Raw genomic sequence first — 20,161 nt, 5'->3', positions numbered from 1 at the left:
CCAGTTGCTCCGGTTGTTGCTAATGTAATATTGGTTATTGCACTGTTAACACAAACTGTTTGGCTTGTTCCTGCTGCAATAGTATTCAATGAAGATACAACAACAGTATTTGACAAGGCAATCGCATTTGAACAACCTGGTAAAGTTATTGTGTATTGAACACCATCAATCCATGTAGATCCATTTACCCTAGTAATTACAATAGTATTTGTAGCAACAGTTGTTGTAACCGTAATTTGTTGTAAAACATCATTTGGTCCAGCACTAAATGCACCAATATTAGTTGTTCCGTCAGAAATATTTACACTCCCTTGATTATTATCTCTAGCAATACTGATTGTAATAATTGTTCCTGCAGGAACTAAATGTTGTAAAGTTATTGTTTGAGTATTATTAGCATTATCTATTGTAGAGCAATTCGCAGCTGTGGCAGCGGCTCCTAAAGCCGAAATTGCCCCTGTGGCATTTGTAGGATTAATCCCTCCTGTAGCAGATAATCCATTTCCAATTACAGGAGTACCTGCAGCTGCTACATTAATTGCATTTAATGTGGTATTAGCCACAATAGAAGGAACTGTAACCGTTGCAGTTCCAGTAGCACTTAATGTTATTGTTTGTGATGTTCCTCCATTAATATTATATGTAATAACTGCATTAGGAGTTCCTGTAAGATTATATACAGCATTATTACCCGAACAAACAGGTGTTGTTGATGTAATACTAGTTAAAACTGGTGCATTATTCACATTAATAACACCTGTTGCAGTTGCCGCAGTACAGCCGCCTCCTGAAGTAGTAACAGTATAATTATACGTTCCTGGTGTTGTTGGCGTTCCGCTTATAGTAAATACTCCTGCAAGATAAGAACCTGTAACTCCAGCAGGTAATCCAACCACTGTTGCTCCTGTAGCACCGCCTGTTACAGAATATGTTATATTTGTAATTGCAGAATTAGCACATACTGATTGATTTGTAGTAGCAACTGCTGAAGTTAACATTAATGATGGTCCTGGCGTTACGGTAACTAAGACAGTATCTGTTACTACACAACCGCCAGCTCCATAAGCAGTTAATGTATAAGTAGTGGTAGTGGTAGGACAAACTGATGGTGTTAAAGTATTAGCACCTGTCATCGCCGTAGTAGGTGACCAAACAAAAGGAGGATATGTATTATTGAATGTAATTGTCCATCCAGTAATTGAACCTGAAAATAATCCAGCATCATCTTGAACAAAAAGTTCCCAAGTTCCATTAGCCGTACAACCATTTAAGACAGTAAATGCTTGCTCTGGAGCATAATTACCTGTAAAAGGAGCTGTGGTATTTCCAGCAGAACCAATAACATTAACAGCCGTTGGTGTAAAACAAGTATTTGTATAGTTAGCTCCCGAACCTCCATTATCAGTTGATAACTCTAATAGAGTTCCATCAGGACATCTTAAAAAAATATCCAAATCAGAATCCCAGCCATGAGTTAAATTAATACATACTGAAGCTATAGATCCTGCAGCAATTGTAGTAGGAAAAACACCTGAAACAGAAATCGGAGAATTAACACCTGTTGTACTTCCATCTGGTATTGTATAAGATGTTGAATTAGAAAAAGAGGCAGGTCCAGTATATCCAGTAGCATTAGTAGCTCCCGATAATGTTACGCAAGCACCTGAACATGTTGATGTATCAGAACCTGCATTTACAGTTGGTATTGGGCTAACTGTAACTGGAATGATAATTTGATTTTGACATCCTCCAGGTACAGTTGTTACTAATAAAGTAACATTATATGTCCCTGTAGCCGCATAAGTATGAGAAGGATTTTCTAAATTAGATGTAAAACCATCCCCAAAATTCCAACTATAAGTATTACTACCTATGGTAGTATTAGTAAAATTTGTTGCTTGACCTAAACAAGCTGCAGATGCTGTAAAAGAAGGTGTTGGACTTGTAAATGTAGCTGTTGTACCTGTAAAATTCATTACAAATCCAAATGTAGAAGCTGATGTAAACCTATCCACTAAAATTGCATATGTTTGACCAGCAGTAACCGTAATAGTATTTTCACAACCAACACCAGCTCCACATAAACCTGTCGCGCCTGTTGTTGCATCCCAATTACAAACTAGCTCTGTACCAGGACAGCCAGTAGTTACATTATAAACAGCAAAATCATAATCTACAGAACCATTAGGTGTAATTGTAAAATTTAAAGTTCCTGAAGTTGCAACTGTAAATGTGTACCACCATGAAGCTCGTTCTCCTGGCGAACCAAAACATGATGGATTTGTTTGTACCAAACCAGGTCCACCGGTACCGTCTGGAATTGAAACATTATTTTTATTGCATAAAAATTGTGCTGTATCACAATCTTGAATTGGAGAAGGAGGCGCAATTGGCAGTGTTTCTTGAGCACAAATTCCAAATGTACCTGTAGAAGTTCCATTACCGTCAACCATTACATAGTAAGTATTACCAATTGTCAATCCGTGTAAAATGACATTTGTATGTAATAAACCTCCTGCAGTATTTACGTCTTCTTGACATGCTAACTGAGTTAAAGATCCACATGTTCCACTATAAACCCCAATTTGAGTATTTGCTAATGTACCAGCAAAATTAGTTGACAATTCTATATCAGCAGTTGTTGCTACAAATGAAAACCATACTGTATGACTTCTAGTAGCTGGAGACCAACATGCAGGGGCTGGATCTGAACCTACCGTTGTTGCTGCAACATTTGTATAGAGTATTGAACTACATGACCCATTAGTAACCGTCAATGGAATTGCACTTGCACACGCATCATTAGAAGGTTGAGCAAATATGTTTTGTACATTACCCAATATAAATAATACTACAATAGCTAAGTAATTTTTAAATCCCATATTCTTATATTTTAGTATTAGAAATATTATTTTTTATTGGCTCTTAAATATTTTAAATAAGTAACCCTATCAACCGGCTTATCATTTACTATATAAAATTCTTCTGGAGCTGCTTTAACATTATCTGGATAACTCTTTTTATCCGTAGATCTATTAGTCTCCTTCAAATTATCATCATTTGATTTAGAAACAACAACGTTTTTTGTGTTTTTTACACTGCTATTTTTTGGATTAGCAACTTTATTTCCCTTTTCCTGAGCTGAAGCACAAAAGGAAAAAATACTGAAAAAAATCATTAAAAAAATTTTCATAAATACGTTTATTTTGGGTTGAATTCAAATTTCATAACAAACCTTTAAATATTAATATTATGTTAAAAAAACAATTAATTATTAAAGTTTTGTTAATAAACAAATATTAAAATATTTTTTGAATTTTCAAATTTTTAACTATAATATTTTAAATTTATTTAATAATATCAGCAAAACAAAGGATAAAGTATTACAAATACCAAAATAAACAATATTTTTAACAAAAAAAACCACCTCTTTTGAGGTGGTTTATAAATAATATATATCGATAAAATTAACGCTTCAACGCAAAATGTGCTTTAAATTGTTTTTTAACTCCATTTTCTAAATAATCAACAGTGAACCAGTAATCAGTTGACGGAAGGTTTTCTTGATTATAAGTACCATCCCATCCTTCAATACCTCTCAATTGTTTAATTAATTTTCCATATCGGTCGAAAATGTAAATTACATCCGTATTTTGTAAACCATCGATGTACCAAGTATCGTTAATACCATCGCCATTTGGTGTAAAATATTGAGGATACCCTATAACAAAAATATCATAAGTAAAATATGTACAACCTTGTGTGTCAATTACCGTTATCTTATGTGGCCCAGCACTAACATTTGTAAACACATTTGATGTTTGCAATGTACCTTCATCTAACGAATACATCAATGTACCAGAACCTCCAGTTACATTAACAACTAATGTTGCATTACCACTAAAATAACCAGTTTGAGTAACTGTTAATCCAGAAGCTGGCACTGTTGAACCTACTGTAGCAGTAACCATATTAGCAACCGTAGAAGACACACAGTTAGTTGAACTATTCGTTGCTATAACACCATAAGTACCGACAGCATTTGCAGTATAAGTTGAGTTATTTGAATTTGGGATTGCTACTCCATTAAAATACCATACAAAATCATAATTAGCATTATCCAATCCTGAATCTAATGTATACGATTGGAATGGAACTCCAAATTCATCCACACAAATTGATCCATCAGTTAAAACTGGTTTTGGTAAAGGATTAACAACTACCCTTACAGTAATTGGTGTACCAGAACATCCAGCAAATGTTGGAGTAATTATATAATCTACATAACCAACTACATTATCAACTGAAGTCGTTAAGTTTTGAATAATAGTATAAGTAGGCCCAGGAGCACTTCCAGCAGTTGCACCATTAACTCCAACAGAATTTACAGTCCAGTTAAATACAGTACCTGCATTAAATGTTGATAAAAATATATTAGTCGAAAGAACACCACTACATATTGGCGGATGAATTGGATTTGCAAACAATTCTGGACGAGGATTCACTATAACTGTAACTGTTTGTGAAACTCCCGTACAACCATTAAAAGTAGGTGTTATTTGGTACGTTACAGAACCTTGAGAAAGGCTTGTAGCAGTCAATACTTGCTGAATACTAGTACCTGTTCCATTTGATGCACCAGAAACTCCAGTACTATTTAAAACTACCCAACTAAATACAGTTCCTGGTATTGTACCAGTAAACGAAATATTCGTAGAATCTCCTGAACATAAAGGAACAGTACTGCTAGCTAAATTTAAATCTGGTATCGGATTCACATATACACGAACTATTTGTGGTGGACCTGAACATCCATTCGCTTCAGCAATTATTGTATAAACGACTTCCACAGTAGATGTAGTACCTGGACTTACAGTTAAAATTTGATTTATACTGGTACCAGTACCTCCTGCTGCACCCAAAACATTACCTCCTGTTACTGTCCAAGAAAATACAGCTCCAGGCACATTATTGCTGCTTAACTGAATATCAGTAGCTCCACCTGAACAAAAAGTTGGATTATTATTAATTGCTGTAACATTAGGACGTGGTGTAACATTAATTCTTATTGACTGAGCTGGACCAACACAACCATTTGCTGTTGGTGTAACCAAGTAATCAACATAGCCACCTGTTAAAGTACTCGTTAATACCTGTGAAATAACATTTCCACTTCCATTTGAAGCACCTGTTACATTAGATTGCTGAACCACAACCCAAGTAAATGTTGTACCTGAAACCGAACTACTTAAATTAATACTTGTTGAAGTTCCTGAACAAATAGTGGTTTGAGTTGGAGTAATAATTACATCAGGTATCGGATTTACAACAACTGTAGCGCTTCCCGATTGATTTTGACCACAAAATGGTGCAATTGTTGATTGAACATAAACAACATTGTAAGTACTGTTTGACAATAAAATAGGTGTTGCAATAGTAACTGTACCCGTATTATTAACATTTACAGTTTGATTTGCTCCTCCATCAATATTATAGGTAACAACTGAATTTGGAGTTGTTGTAATTGTAATAGTACCAGAAGTACCTTCACAAATTGCATTGTTTGAAACAATATTTACTAAAATAGGTTTAGGTAAAATAGGTAAAACACTAAATTGAGAAGAATTAGTAGAAGTACAACTTCCATTTGAAGCCGCAACTTGATAATTTGTATTCAATAGAGCATTAGAGACAACTCCTCCAGTTCCCACCGTAGGCCCTGCTGGTGTAAACACATAAGTAATTGCTGGATCATAATTTGTAATTGTAGCAAATCCATCAGCCGTACATGTTGGCGCAGTAATAGAAACTGTTGGAACAACTGGTGTAACCAACATAACCAAATTGTTAAACTGAGCCGAAGCAACTGATGTACACGTTGCATTTGACGCTGTTACTTCATATATTGTATTTAATGTCATTCCTGAAATTAAACCAGTAGCATCAACAGTTGGTCCTGCTGGATTAAATACATATGTAAGTGTAGCATCGTAATTTGTAATTGTACTAAATCCATCTGCTAAACACGTTGGTGCTGTCATTGATATAACTGGAACAGCTGGTGTTACTAAAATTGGATCTATTGTGAAAATAGCAGAGTTTGCAGAAGTACAACTTCCGTTTGAAGCCGCTACTTCATAATTTGTATTGAAAGCCATTCCTGATATTACACCCGAAGCATCTACTGTTGGACCTGCTGGTGTAAACACATAAGTAATTGCTGGATCATAATTTGTAATTGTTGCAAATCCATCAGCCGTACATGTTGGCGCAGTAATAGAAACTGTTGGAACAACTGGTGTAACCAACATAACCAAATTGTTAAACTGAGCCGAAGCAACTGATGTACACGTTGCATTTGACGCTGTTACTTCATATATTGTATTTAATGTCATTCCTGAAATTAAACCAGTAGCATCTACAGTTGGTCCTGCTGGATTAAATACATATGTAAGAGTAGCATCGTAATTTGTAATTGTACTAAATCCATCTGCTAAACACGTTGGTGCTGTCATTGAAATAACTGGAACAGCTGGTGTTACTAAAATTGGATCTATTGTGAAAATAGCAGAGTTTGCAGAAGTACAACTTCCGTTTGAAGCCGCTACTTCATAATTTGTATTGAAAGCCATTCCTGATATTACACCCGAAGCATCTACTGTTGGACCTGCTGGCGTAAACACATAAGTAATTGCTGGATCATAATTTGTAATTGTTGCAAATCCATCAGCCGTACATGTTGGCGCAGTAATAGAAACTGTTGGAACAACTGGTGTAACCAACATAACCAAATTATTAAACTGAGCCGAAGCAACTGATGTACACGTTGCATTTGACGCTGTTACTTCATATAGCGTATTCAATGTCATTCCTAAAATTAAACCAGTAGCATCAACAGTTGGTCCTGCTGGATTAAATACATAAGTAAGAGTAGCATCGTAATTTGTAATTGTACTAAATCCATCTGCTAAACACGTTGGCGCAGTCATTGTAATAACTGGAACAGCTGGTGTTACTAAAATTGGATCTATAGTAAAAATAGCAGAGTTTACAGAAGTACAACTTCCGTTTGAAGCCGCTACTTCATAATTTGTATTGAAAGCCATTCCTGATATTACACCCGAAGCATCTACTGTTGGGCCTGCTGGCGTAAACACATAAGTAATTGCTGGATCATAATTTGTAATCGTTGCAAATCCATTTGCTGTACATGTTGGTGGCGTTACAGAAACTGTTGGAACAACTGGTGTAACCAACATAATTAAATTACTGAACGGTGTCGAAGGATCTGAATTACATGTTGTATTTGAAGCTATCACTGTGTAACTATTACCTAAAACCATACCTGTAATCAAACCTGTGGCATCTACTGAAGGTCCAGCAGGTGTAAATGTGTAAGTAGCAGTTCCATCATAATTTGTAATTGTACTAAATCCATCTGCTAAACATGTAGGAGGTGTAGTATTAATAATTGGCGTTGGTAAATTTTGTAAGATTGCATCAATAACAAAAGGTGACGGACTTGTTAAACAAGCAACATTATCCAATGCAACCGTGTATGAAGTCCCAAAAGTTGCATTAAGAATAGCTCCGCTTGCATCAATACTAGGTCCTAGAGGATTAAACACATAGGTTAAAGTAGGGTTGTAATTTGTTATTATTGCTGAACCATTTGCAGTACAAGTTGCAGGTGTTACGCTAACTATCGGAGTAGCATATACAACGATTGAAGCTGAATCATTTAATGGTCTATCACAACCTAATTCATTATAATTATAAGATACACCATCTAAAAAAACAGTACCATTTGCTCTATTAATAGTAATAGTATTTGAAGTAGTACCTTTTATAAAAGTTACATGTTGTAAAATATTAATTGCTCCTGTATTAAATAACAAAGTTGAAGGTCCATCTACAATATTAACAGCTCCTGTCGTAGTATTTTTTGCAAGACTAACAGTTATTGGCGTACCTGCTGGTACAACATGAGCTAATGTTAGTGTTACTGTAGTGTTTGAAGAATTAATAGTCGTTGAATTTGCAGTATTTGCAGTTGTACCTGCAGCCAAAATAGCACCGGTAGAATTATTTGGATTAACACCACCAACTGTTGTAATTGCATTTCCTGCAGTAGGAACAGATGGAGCCGTCATATAAGTAACATTGATATCAGTAGTAAGATTTAATCCTGTCAATGTTAATGTAGCAGACCCTGTTCCATCTAACGTAATTGTTTGATTAGCTCCTCCATTTATATTATAAGTAACTATTGCATTAGGAGTACCTGAGAAAGTATACACACCATCACCTCCATTACAAATTTGAGTTGGAGAAGCTGTTATATCAGTAAATTCAACACCAGGAATAACATCTAAACAAACTTGTTGAGAGTAAGTACATCCAAAATCATTAGTAACATTGTAAGTATAACATTTATTACCAGGAGTTAATGGATTAACTGTAATTTGATTACCACTTGTTGAAATAATATCTGGATCGCTATCCCATGAAATAGTTTGAGCTACTGGAGTAAACTGATAATTTGCAGGAACATAAGCAGGATTAAATTCAATACTCCATTGCTCAATATATCCATCATCAATTGCCCAGTCATCCATAAATTCTAATCTCCATAGACCATTAACAGGGCTTCCTATAAAGCCATTAAACGACTGAAGTGGTCTATAACTTCCCGCAACTACTGATGCTGCAGCAACATTACCACAAACAGTTGTTGGAACTGCTGGGTCATCAATTAATAAAGGTGCAGTAGGGGTAAAACAATATTGTCTGAATGTCCCTGGACCAGCTCCAGGATCTATAGGACATCCCAAATAACGTCCATTTGTTGCACCATTACCTCTTTCACTTTTTAAAATTACAATTTGACCTGCTGGACTAATTAATCGTAATCTAAAATCCCCCATAAATGAATGCTCCATATTTATACAAACTGAAACAATATCTGATGCTGATGTGATAGTTGCGGAATCTTCGTAACAATCTATAATTTGAGGTAAAACACGAACAACGCCAACTAAATCCCCGACAAGAGGTGGTTGTACTAAAGGAACTTCACAAGTTTTTACAAATGTAGGAAAAGTTTGATTTACACTCAAAACAGCTGTTTGATTGGTACATATTTCATTATCAGAAATAGTTGTTGTAAAAACTGGATCAGTAGATACATAAATTAATTGTTGTATTTTATTAGTATTTCTACACCCATTTGGTAAAATAATAGTAAGATTTGCAAAATAGATACCTTCATTTGCAAAAGTTCTATTTACTGTTTGACCATTAAGAGTTACACCATCATCAAATTTCCAAATGTAAGTTGCTCCAGTTAAATCTGTACTAGTTGAAGAACCACCACTAAATTGAACATTTTGATTTTTACAAATTCTTAATTTACCATCTGCAGCAATTGCGGGTACAGAATTAGTAATTGTAGAAATAATACTTGGACAGGGAGGTCCACAAACAATAGAAGCATCCCAGCCTGCAGCATTATTAACTCCGTCTGCTAAAAACTCAAATGTTAAGCAATTACCTGTACTTTGTAAACTTTCAATAACAGTATTCCCAGTCGCAATATTTACTAAAGTCGCTGCATTACTATTTCCGTCATAAATATTTAAGATATCATTAGAAATATCAAATGAATTAAAAAACACGGTTACAAAATCACCTGGATTAGGAGCACATATAGTGGTTGTACCTCCATTTGTGGCTGTTATATTATTTGGATAATTTGCTGTTGCTCCTCCTGGATCATAAAAATGATCTCCTGCACAAAAATCAGGTAAGGTTGTAAAGGTTCCTTTAACAGACCAATTACCTGTTGTGCTCACACTACTACAAATAGGTCTTACATATACATCGTATGTGGTTAATGAATTTAAACTTGGTATAATATATGAATTTCCAGTCACAATTTGACCTGTTGCTGTAGCATTTGGTGGTGGTGAGCCAGCAGGTAGCCAAATTACTTCAAAACTTGTAGCTAATGGAGCTAAATTAACCCAAGAAACATTTAATGACGATGCTGTAGCGCTAACTAAATTGACTCTAGCAGGTGGCGGGCATGTTGAACAACTAATATTAGAAATCCATCCATCACGATTATCAATACCATCACTTCTAAAAACAAATGTTAAACATCCACTCGGATGTGAAGAAGTAAATGGGCCTGGGATTGTTGTACCCCAATATCCACCAGCTGGAATACCACCATTACCAGCCGGATTACCACTAGCAATTAATGGTGAAGCTGTAGTCGGTCCATCATATACATATAATGCATCCCAATTAGGTTCAGTATTAAATGAACTAAATGTTACCGTTACAATTTCCCCTGGATTAGTAGGACAAATAACTACTGGAGTTGCAGTATTATTAAAGTTACCAGGATATGGACCTGTTGCGCCTCCTGGATCTACAAAATTACCCCCACATATTGGAGGTGCAACTGTAGTCGTAAAATTTCTAACTACAGACCAAGGGCTTACATTATCAGCTTCACAAATGGTTCTAACATAATAACTGTAAGATGTTAAAGGTGATAATCCTGTTAGCGTATAAGAATTGGTTAAAATATTATTTACAATGGTTCCCGTACCTTGAACAAATCCTTGAGGTCCGTATTCTATTTGCCATGGCCCAGCAGGATTTGGACTTGTCCAAGACAAATTGGCTGTTGTTGAAAACGGAGTAACATTTAAGGCTGTTGGCGTTAAACATTGTTGATCTACTTTTACATCATCTAAAATCCATCTGTCCCCCAATCCATTATTAACTTCCATTACAAACGCAAAATAAACATTTTGACCTGCGTAAGCATTTAGTAAAATAACCATTTGCTTGAATGGTAAATTTTCAATATCAAGTTCTGTGTAAGTAGCTAATGTAGTGGTAAAAGCAGCTCTATTTTGAGTTGTTGTTGACATCAATACCTTGTACACACTTCCTTGTTCTCCATTTGAACCCGATCTCGAATAAAATCTGATTTGTCCATTTGTTGGAACTGTTACTTGAGGGGTAATTAACCAATCTTGGGCTAAACCAGCAGAGGTTGCACCACCATCACGGTTAACCATTGCTGACCAAGTACCTTGATGTACCCATCCAAAACCAGCGGCATTTGTTCTTCCCCAACTTTGGGCAGTACCAACTCCATTATCTTCAACAACCCAACCAGTTGGAGGAAAAGTAGCACCTTCAAAACCTTCAGGAAACTGAGCGTAACTGAAGATTGAAAAAAATACCATTGTTAAAAGTAAAATTCTTTTCATTATTTCTTTTTATAATTACAATTCTTTAATATCAAATTTACACAAATATTTTACGTCATTTGTATTAATCGATGAAATGCATATTTTATAGATTAAATACATAATTTAACGAGAATACACACATCCCTTTTATAAATTATAAAGAGATGTGTGCATCATAACATTTAAAAAACTATTTCTTAACAATTAAGAATTCACTTCTTCTGTTTTGTGCATATTGTTCTTCAGTACATGGTTTACAAGCTACTTTTGGTTCGCTTTCTCCAAATCCTTGTCCTGAAATTCTGTCTTTTGCAATGCCTTTGCTGATTAAGTATTGAACAGTCGATTTTGCTCTTCTGTCTGATAAGTTCATGTTGTACTTATCACTACCTCTACTATCAGTATGTGATTTTGCGAATATGACCATATTTGGATATTCGTTCATCACCATTACTAACTTATCTAACTCAGTTGCTCCTTCTGCTGTAATGTTGCTTTTGTTGAACTCAAAGTAAATAGGTTGTAAAATCACTTCTCTCTCTGTAATGATTGGCATGATTGGGGTTAGCAAAGCTTCCACAACCACTTGCTCATTTTCTGCTTTTGCAACCTCAAACACACCACTTTCGTATCCTTGTTTTGATACTTGAGCACTATAAGCTGTATTACATAAAACGCCTGTCAACGTTTCTCCATTTAATGCCGTTGTTTGATTAGAAACTGTTTTTTGTTTCTCATCTACTAACAATACTGTAGCACCTTCAATAACTTTTCCTGTTTTAGCATCTTTTACTCGAACTAAAGCTTGTACGTTACATACGGGATCCGCTTTGTAGATGTTATCTACTCCATCTCTATTACTTGAGAAGAAGCCTACTTTCTTAGTAGCGTTGTAAGTGAAAGCAAAATCGTCTTTTGAAGTGTTTACTGGTTCACCTACGTTCATTGCTTCAGAACCTTTGTTTAAATCCATTTTGAAGACATCCAATCCTCCAAATCCTGTTTTTCCGTTTGATGAGAAAAACAATACGTTATCATCTGTAATAAATGGAAAACTCTCGTTTGCTTCTGTGTTTACTTTTGCTCCTAAATTTTCTGGTGTACCATATTCGTCTCCGTTTACCGATACTTTCCAGATGTCTTCTCCTCCAAAGCCTCCCGGCATGTTAGATGAGAAGTACAATGTTTTTCCATCTTTGCTAATGCTTGGATTTCTAACATCATATTCTTTATTGTTAAAAGGAAGTGGTTTGCTGTTTGACCATGTATCGCCTTGTTTTGTAGCTTTATACAAGTAAATTTTTCCAAACTTTGCTTTTTTAGCTTTATCCTTTACATATTCTTTCTCATTAAAACTCTCACTACCATAGTACATTGTATTACCATCGTTTGTAATACTTACCGGTCCATCGTGCCATTTAGTGTTTAAGTTATCTACTGCCACAGCTTCGCTAATAGTTCCGTTAGCATTGTAAGTAGCTTTATAAATATCTAAATAAGGTTCATCGTTGAAGTTGCTGTTTCTTTTTGATGTGTTTCTCGCACTTGCAAAATATACATTGTTATCATTAGTAAGTACGGCACCAAAATCGGTCTTGTCGCTACTTATATCAGATTTTGCAATGTCGTATAATTTCGCTTGTCCTTTCAATTCGGGAAGATAGTTTGGATTGCTTACAAATGTTTTTGCTCTTTGGTCGTTTGGTGCCAATTGTGCAAATTGTTGCATTTGTTTGTCTGCTTCCTTAAAGTTACCTTCTGCTTTTAGCATTTGGGCGTATTTGTAGTATGTTTCCGCATCTTGCTTTTGTTCTACTACTTTAGCGTACCATTTTACGGCTTCTTTCGTATTGAAAACATTGTAGTAGCTCTCTGCTAATTGCTTGTAAACGTAGTTATCCGCTTTACTGCCTTCGGCTAATTTTAAATATTCTTTAGCAGCATCAACATACTCGTATCTATCGAATAATTTGTCTGCTGTTTTAGTGTATTGATTTTGTGCACTAAGCATTCCACTTACCATCACAAAACTTAATGTTACATATAAATTTCTCATTGTACTCTGGTCGGTTTAGGTTAGAAGAATCTTGGTGAACTTGATACTTTTTTCGGGAAGTTCAAATCAAATAATAAGATAATCTCGTGTGAAGATGGTGTAGTTACGTTCAAATCCGATACGATATGATCGTAAGCATATCCTAATTTTAAATTAGGTGTTATTGCATAATTTACCATCGCACCGAAACTGTCTTCTAAACGATACGTAGCGCCTATTTCAAACTTCTGATTGAACAAGAAATTTGTAGATAAATCTAATGATGTTGGTGCGTTAAAAGCTGACTTCATCATGAAAAATGGTTTGAATTTTACGTTATCATTGATATCAAACACATATCCTCCCGTTAAAAAGTAATGCGATACTTCTGAACCAAATTCTCTTCCATTAAAATCTAAATGTTTTGACTTCATTAAATTTGGAACCGAAAATCCTAAATAATACTTATTTGTATAATAGAAAAGTCCTGAACCAATATTAAAATAAGAATTACTAATATTTTCTGAAAAAGCAGGGTCATTGGCATCAGGTAACGTTGAATAAACATCATCATACAAACCTACTTTGTGTAAAGTAAGCCCTGTTTTTATTCCGAATGCTAACTTGTGTTCGCCTCCTAAATTTAATGTATAGGAGAAATCTGCGTAAATATTATTTTCCTCTACAGGACCAATCTTATCGTTTATAAACGATAAACCCATCCCTACATTCTTACCAACAGGTGCATGTCCAAAAAATGTCCCTGTTGTTGGTGCATCCTCTATCTCAACCCATTGCTTTCTGTAAAGCAATCCCATCGATAAATTCTCTTTACTACCCGCATATGCCGGATTCATTACACTCATATTATACATGTATTGTGTATAATGCGGATCTTGCTGGGCTTGTAAATCTGCCGAAAAAGCAATTATTCCTAAAGTTACTAAAAATAGTTTCTTCATTATTATTTTATGTTTTTAAAAGAACGCTGCTACAGTGCATAACAGCAATTCCTTTTTTATTAACGTTCTCTATTTATATAAATCCAACCTGTTTTTGTCTCTAAATCTGTAAAATCAATTACAAAATAGTAAGTACCATCTGGCAGCTCATTTCCGCTATCAGATTGACCAAACCATTCCTTTTCATAATTTGATTTAGAGTAGACTTTTGTTCCATATCTGTTAAAGATTTCAACCTTTTTAATGTTATAGGCTGATAAATCCCAGCTATCGTTTAAGCCATCTCCGTTTGGAGAAATTCCTTTTGGAATAGAACAAGATTCAACAGTAACGGTAGCCGATTCTGTTAAAGATAATGAACAATTTCCATTACTAATATTAGACAATTCGATCACAACATTAGTTGTAGAATTTTCAAATTCTACAGTAGCAGAACCTGAAGCAGTTAAAGTAACAGTTTGATTAGTTCCTCCATTTATCGAATAAGTAACCACATTATTTGCAGTTCCATTTATTTGGAAAATTGCAGTTTCACCAGAACATATAAGTGAGTTAACCACTGATAAAGTTGGCGCTACTGGACTTGCTAATACATCTAAATTAGAAAACGAAACAGAAGCTAATGAAGAACAAGTACCATCAGATGCTGTAACGGTATAAGAAGTACCAATAGTCATTCCTGAAATTGAGCCTCCCGCCCCAACTGAAGGTCCAGCTGGAATGAATGTGTAAACTAAAGTCCCATTATAATTAGAAATAGAAGAACTTCCAACAACAAAACAAGTAGGAGCTACAGAACTAATAGTAGGTGTAGCAGGTACAGCTAACATAGCGTTTATTGTGAACGAACTCGAATCTGCTGAAGCACAACTTCCATTACTTGCTGCTACAACATAATTAGTACCCACTGTCATTCCTGATATAACACCAGCAGCATTAACTGTAGGTCCCGCAGGAGTAAATACATAGGTTAAACCAGCAACATAATTTGTTATAGTAGCAACTCCATTTGAAGAACAAGTTGGCGCTGCAATGGAAATAGTTGGTATAACTGGAATAGATAATTGAGCTGCATTAACAAAAGATGCAGATGATAATGAAGAACAAGTTCCATTATTAGAAACAACTGTATAACTCGTTCCAGTAATCATTCCTGTAATTGCACCACCAGCTCCAACAGAAGGACCAGCTGGTGTAAACGTGTAGACTAAACCTGCATTATAGTTAGAAATAGAACTTGATCCATCAACCACACATGTAGGTGGTACCATATTAATTGTTGGGGTAGCAGGAATTGCTAACATTGCATTAATACTAAAAGGAGTTGAAGCGGCTGAAGAGCAAGCCCCATTTGATGTTACAACTGTGTAACTAGTACCAACCGTCATACCTGAGATGACTCCTCCAGTTCCAACTGTAGGTCCTGTAGGTGTAAATACGTATGTTAAAGTAGCATCATAATTTGTAATTGTAGCCACTGAAGCAGAAGAACATGTCTCAGGCGTAATTGAAATTGTTGGTACATTTGGCGTAACCAACATTACATTATTTACAAAAGAAGCTGAAGCAGTTGAAGAACAAGTTCCATTACTTGCTAAAACTGTATAGCTAGTTCCTGTAATCATTCCTGAAATTAAACCACCAGCACCCACTGATGGACCCGATGGAGTAAAAATATAAGTAACACCAATGTCATAATTTGAAACTGTACTTGTACCATCAGCAGAACAAGTTGGTAGATTAGAAACAATCGTTGGAGTTGCTGGAACTACAACAATAGTTATTGTCCCTATTTGACTTGCATTAACCGAACAACCAACAGTAGTTACAGTGTAATTAAAAGTACCTGTTTGAGTTGGGGTTCCACTAATTGTAAAAGTGTTAGCATTATACACTGAAGTTAAACCAGTTGGCAATCCAGTTACAGTTGCACCTGTTGCCGAACCAGTTGTTGTATAAACAATATTGGTTAGAGCTGTTCCTTGACAAAGTACTTGACTGGTTGTACTAGCAGCTGATGTTAAATCTAAAGTACAAGTAGGTGGAACACATGAAACAATAATATCAATTGTATCAAAATTACTACATGGTCCAGCAATAATTTCAACACCTATAAAAGTTGTAGCAGATGGAGAAAAAGTTGTAGGATTTGTAATTACAGTTCCTGATTCGTCATAAAAAACAAATGTAAAACTTGCTGGGTCATATGGAGCCACTAAAGCCGCTTGATACGATGTTAAATCAATTATAGGATTACATGCCCCCGCGGGTGCCACAATGGGTCCGACAGGATTAAAGGGAACTACACCAATAAATTGAACTTCCACTTCATCTGTGGCCACATCGGAACAACCAGGCCTTGTAACACTTACTCGCCATGTACCACTTTGATTTACTGTTGTAGAATTTGTTGGTGTTGTATATTGTAAAACTCCGTTTAGGTACCAAGAATATACTGGTGAACCAGGTAGTGATGGCGCTTGCAAGAAAGTTGCTGTTAAAGTAACATTTGTAGCTGCACCACATAAAATTCTGTCTGGACCTAAACGAACACCGCAAACAATATCACAACTTAAAGCACCTGTACCTCCCGTTTGATTTAAAGTATAAGTCCCCGCTTGATTAGCATAATTTGTAACCAACAACATGTAGTATTGACCCGCAACCGCATTTGGAATTGTAAAATTTTCTACTGCAACATATGAATAACTACATGCAACCACATTATTAGCACCTGTATATCCTGGAGAGTACAATGCTAAGTTATTACAAATACCATTTAACGAATTAAAAGGCCCCCATAAAATAAAATCCACATCAATACCATTTCCTGTAGCTGTAGAGGTTTGAGATAATTGGAAATTCATAGTTCCCGAAGTTCCTACCTGCATGTAAAACCATGCACGGTTTGGAGTTGTTCCCAAACAGCCCAAACTACTTGAATTTGGATTGCCAGTCACGTTATTAAAAGGTCCTTGGTTACCTGAACACATTGCTTGCGATGATTCACAAGTAGGAGATGTTACTTGAGCAAACGAAAGACCAAAACTCAATAAAAATATTATTTTGTAAAGTAATTTCATAATCTGATTATTTTAGAAATGAGAAATAAGACCAATCAGAAACTTTTGTTTGGTTATTTTCAACCAAAACCAATCTCCATTTAAGACATTTAGCCATTAATTCAACGTGAATTAGATCTCGGCTCCCTTGTTTAGTAAAGTTTTCTTTATTCAAAACAGAAATTGTTTCTTTAAAGTCTGAAGCATTTTCTCCATTAAAGCAATCATAAATAGTAACCACTTCAATTGAAACTGTCTTATTAGTTAAATCAAGACTTGAAAAATCCCAAGAAATTTTTGCATTGTTGATAAAATCTAATTTTGGGTCTTGAAGACTTTCAATTTTAACCCCTTTAATAACGGCATTCTTTTTATCTAACATGGTTTGAGCAAAACCATATTGGAAAAACAAAAAGATACCAAAAAGTAATACTTTTTTCATTTTTTATAGTTTGATAATTAGTTTATAGAATCACAAATTTAACAAAAATTTTTAGCTACACACTTTTTTTTTAATAATTAACATTTGCAAATAAAATCTAAAGTTTATTATTTATCTTTGCAACACTTTAAAAATTGCTATTAAAACTAATTAGTTAAGATGATACAAAACGAGGATTTTCAAGATGAATTAGGAAACGATCATATTGCAACGAGTGCTCAAACTCCAATGCGCAGTGACGCCTTTGCTATTTCCGACGAAGAAAAAATTGAATTGATTAAAAAAGATGTTGAAAATATTTTAAACACATTAGGTTTAGATTTAACAGACGACAGTTTGAAAGGAACACCTAATCGTGTGGCTAAAATGTTTGTAAAAGAAATCTTTGGCGGTTTAAATCCAAACAAAAAACCAAGTTCTTCTACATTTGACAATAAATATAAGTATGGTGAAATGTTAGTTGAAAAAAACATTGTTGTTTATTCAACTTGTGAACATCATCTATTACCTATTGTAGGTCGTGCTCATGTGGCTTATATTTCGAATGGAACAGTTGTAGGTTTATCTAAAATGAACCGAATTGTTGATTACTATGCTAAAAGACCTCAAGTTCAAGAGCGTTTGAATATTCAAATAGTTCAAGAGCTTCAAAAAGTACTAGGAACTGAAGACGTAGCGTGCGTGATTGATGCCAAACACTTATGTGTAAATTCTAGAGGAATTCGCGATATCGAAAGCAGTACGGTTACTGCTGAATTTGGCGGAAAATTCAAAGAGGATAAAGTTCGTAGAGAATTTTTAGACTATATAAAGTTAGATACACAGTTTTAATTTAGGATTCTAAAATCAGAATTTTAAGATAAGCTATCACAAATATTGAGCAATCACAAAAATGGAATTATACAAAAATCAAACGTTAAAAATATACAACACGCTTTCTAGCGAGAAAGAAACCTTTACTCCTATTCATGAGGGAAATATTGGAATGTATGTTTGCGGCCCTACGGTTTACAGTAATGTACACTTAGGAAACGTTCGTACGTTTATGTCGTTTGATGTAATTTTTAGATATTTATTACATTTAGATTATAAAGTTAGATACGTTAGAAACATTACCGATGCAGGGCATTTAACCGATGATGGCGATGTGGATAACGATCGTTTTGTAAAACAATCGCGCCTAGAAAAATTAGAACCTATGGAAATCGTACAGAAATATACAGTAGATTTTCACAAGGTTTTGGATACGTTTAATTTTCTTCCGCCTACGATTGAACCTACTGCAACGGGACATATTTTAGAGCAAATTGAGTTAACTCAAAAATTGATTGATACTGGATTTGCCTACGAAAGCAATGGTTCAGTTTATTTTGACGTGTTTGCTTACAACCAAAAAGGAATGAATTATGGCGAATTGAGTAACCGTAACATCGAAGAACTTTTTGCCAATACACGCGACTTAGACGGCCAAAACGAAAAGAAAAATCCACAAGATTTTGCACTTTGGAAAAATGCTTCTCCAGCTCACATTATGCGTTGGAACTCGCCTTGGGGTGAAGGTTTTCCAGGTTGGCATTTAGAATGTACAGCGATGAGCACGAAATACTTGGGCGAAACTTTTGATATTCACGGTGGTGGAATGGATTTGAAATTCCCGCATCATGAGTGTGAAGTAGCGCAAGGAAAAGCGTGTAATGGACATTCACCAGTGAATTTTTGGATGCACACCAATATGTTAACCATGAACAGTTTGCGCATGAGTAAATCGACTGGAAATTACATTCTTCCGATGGAATTGGTTACAGGTGAAAATACGTTTTTTGAAAAACCATTTGCACCAAATATTGTTCGCTTTTGTTTCTTGCAAGCGCATTACAGAAGTGTTTTAGACATTTCGAATGATGCGATGTTAGCTAGCGAAAAAGGATATTCTCGTTTGATGGAATCGTACAAGTTAATTCCGATGTTGAAAGCAAGCAACAGTTCTACTTTAGATATTGCAAGTTGGAAACAAAGTTGTTATGATGCGATGAACGACGACTTTAACACACCAATTTTAATTGCACAATTATTTGAAGGCGCACGTTACATTAATTTGGTAAACGACGGAAAAGAATCATTAACTGCAGATGATATTCAACTATTAGAAAATACCATTTCAAGTTTTTTATTTGATGTATTGGGAATTAGCAATGAAGCTTCAGGAAATTCAAATACCACTGAAAAATTAAGCGGTGTAGTGGAAATGTTAATCGGTATGCGAAACGAAGCTAGAGCGAACAAAAACTTTGCTTTATCGGATCAAATTCGCGACCAATTATTAGCTTTAGGCATTCAATTAAAAGACGGAAAAGAAGGAACTAGTTTTACTTTTTAAACATACA

Annotated in this window: 9 protein-coding genes; 2 read left to right on the top strand and 7 right to left on the bottom strand. The window is 35.1% G+C overall.

Going from position 1 to position 20,161, the window contains the following annotated elements:
* The 7 genes from BP92_RS15710 to BP92_RS0103140 all read right to left on the bottom strand — a co-directional run.
* Nucleotides 1–2,882 (bottom strand): PKD domain-containing protein (locus BP92_RS15710; protein ID WP_035692743.1); only part of this gene is annotated, 2,882 nt, incomplete at its 3' end.
* A gap of 26 nt (nt 2,883–2,908) precedes the next feature.
* Complete coding sequence (locus BP92_RS0103165; RefSeq protein ID WP_026724716.1) at nt 2,909–3,193, bottom strand: hypothetical protein; 285 nt, start codon at nt 3,191–3,193, stop codon at nt 2,909–2,911.
* Nucleotides 3,194–3,467: 274 nt separating this feature from the next.
* Nucleotides 3,468–11,294, bottom strand: a complete 7,827-nt coding sequence (locus tag BP92_RS0103160) for a PKD-like domain-containing protein (protein ID WP_026724715.1) — start codon at nt 11,292–11,294, stop codon at nt 3,468–3,470.
* 172 nt (nt 11,295–11,466) lie between these two features.
* Nucleotides 11,467–13,332 (bottom strand): OmpA family protein, encoded by a 1,866-nt coding sequence (locus BP92_RS0103155; RefSeq protein WP_026724714.1) that lies wholly within the window; start codon nt 13,330–13,332, stop codon nt 11,467–11,469.
* Nucleotides 13,333–13,352: 20 nt separating this feature from the next.
* Nucleotides 13,353–14,273, bottom strand: coding sequence for a PorP/SprF family type IX secretion system membrane protein (locus BP92_RS0103150; RefSeq protein ID WP_026724713.1), 921 nt, complete (start codon nt 14,271–14,273; stop codon nt 13,353–13,355).
* Between the two features lie 59 nt (nt 14,274–14,332).
* Nucleotides 14,333–17,356, bottom strand: a complete 3,024-nt coding sequence (locus BP92_RS0103145; protein WP_026724712.1) for a T9SS type B sorting domain-containing protein — start codon at nt 17,354–17,356, stop codon at nt 14,333–14,335.
* Between the two features lie 7 nt (nt 17,357–17,363).
* A complete protein-coding gene (locus BP92_RS0103140) occupies nt 17,364–17,777 on the bottom strand; it encodes a hypothetical protein (RefSeq protein ID WP_026724711.1) in 414 nt (137 codons plus the stop codon).
* Between the two features lie 159 nt (nt 17,778–17,936).
* On the opposite strand from BP92_RS0103140, the gene folE reads away from it, so the two are divergent.
* Nucleotides 17,937–18,608, top strand: coding sequence for a GTP cyclohydrolase I FolE (gene folE / locus BP92_RS0103135; RefSeq protein ID WP_026724710.1), 672 nt, complete (start codon nt 17,937–17,939; stop codon nt 18,606–18,608).
* A gap of 61 nt (nt 18,609–18,669) precedes the next feature.
* The gene (cysS, locus tag BP92_RS0103130; protein ID WP_026724709.1) at nt 18,670–20,154 is read left to right on the top strand and encodes a cysteine--tRNA ligase; all 1,485 of its coding nucleotides are present in this window, start codon (nt 18,670–18,672) and stop codon (nt 20,152–20,154) included.
* Nucleotides 20,155–20,161: the final 7 nt, after the last annotated feature.

Origin of the sequence: Flavobacterium sasangense DSM 21067 (assembly GCF_000686885.1) — a bacterium.
Lineage (GTDB): Bacteria > Bacteroidota > Bacteroidia > Flavobacteriales > Flavobacteriaceae > Flavobacterium > Flavobacterium sasangense.
This window is presented reverse-complemented; position numbering and strand designations above follow the sequence as displayed.

Excerpts from the sequence above, each read along its gene's own strand:
- BP92_RS0103165 (WP_026724716.1), bottom strand. The coding sequence starts at position 3,193 with ATGAAAATTTTTTTAATGATTTTTTTCAGTATTTTTTCCTTTTGTGCT.
- BP92_RS0103160 (WP_026724715.1), bottom strand. The coding sequence starts at position 11,294 with ATGAAAAGAATTTTACTTTTAACAATGGTATTTTTTTCAATCTTCAGT.
- BP92_RS0103155 (WP_026724714.1), bottom strand. The coding sequence starts at position 13,332 with ATGAGAAATTTATATGTAACATTAAGTTTTGTGATGGTAAGTGGAATG.
- BP92_RS0103150 (WP_026724713.1), bottom strand. The coding sequence starts at position 14,273 with ATGAAGAAACTATTTTTAGTAACTTTAGGAATAATTGCTTTTTCGGCA.
- BP92_RS0103145 (WP_026724712.1), bottom strand. The coding sequence starts at position 17,356 with ATGAAATTACTTTACAAAATAATATTTTTATTGAGTTTTGGTCTTTCG.
- BP92_RS0103140 (WP_026724711.1), bottom strand. The coding sequence starts at position 17,777 with ATGAAAAAAGTATTACTTTTTGGTATCTTTTTGTTTTTCCAATATGGT.
- folE (WP_026724710.1), top strand. The coding sequence starts at position 17,937 with ATGATACAAAACGAGGATTTTCAAGATGAATTAGGAAACGATCATATT.
- cysS (WP_026724709.1), top strand. The coding sequence starts at position 18,670 with ATGGAATTATACAAAAATCAAACGTTAAAAATATACAACACGCTTTCT.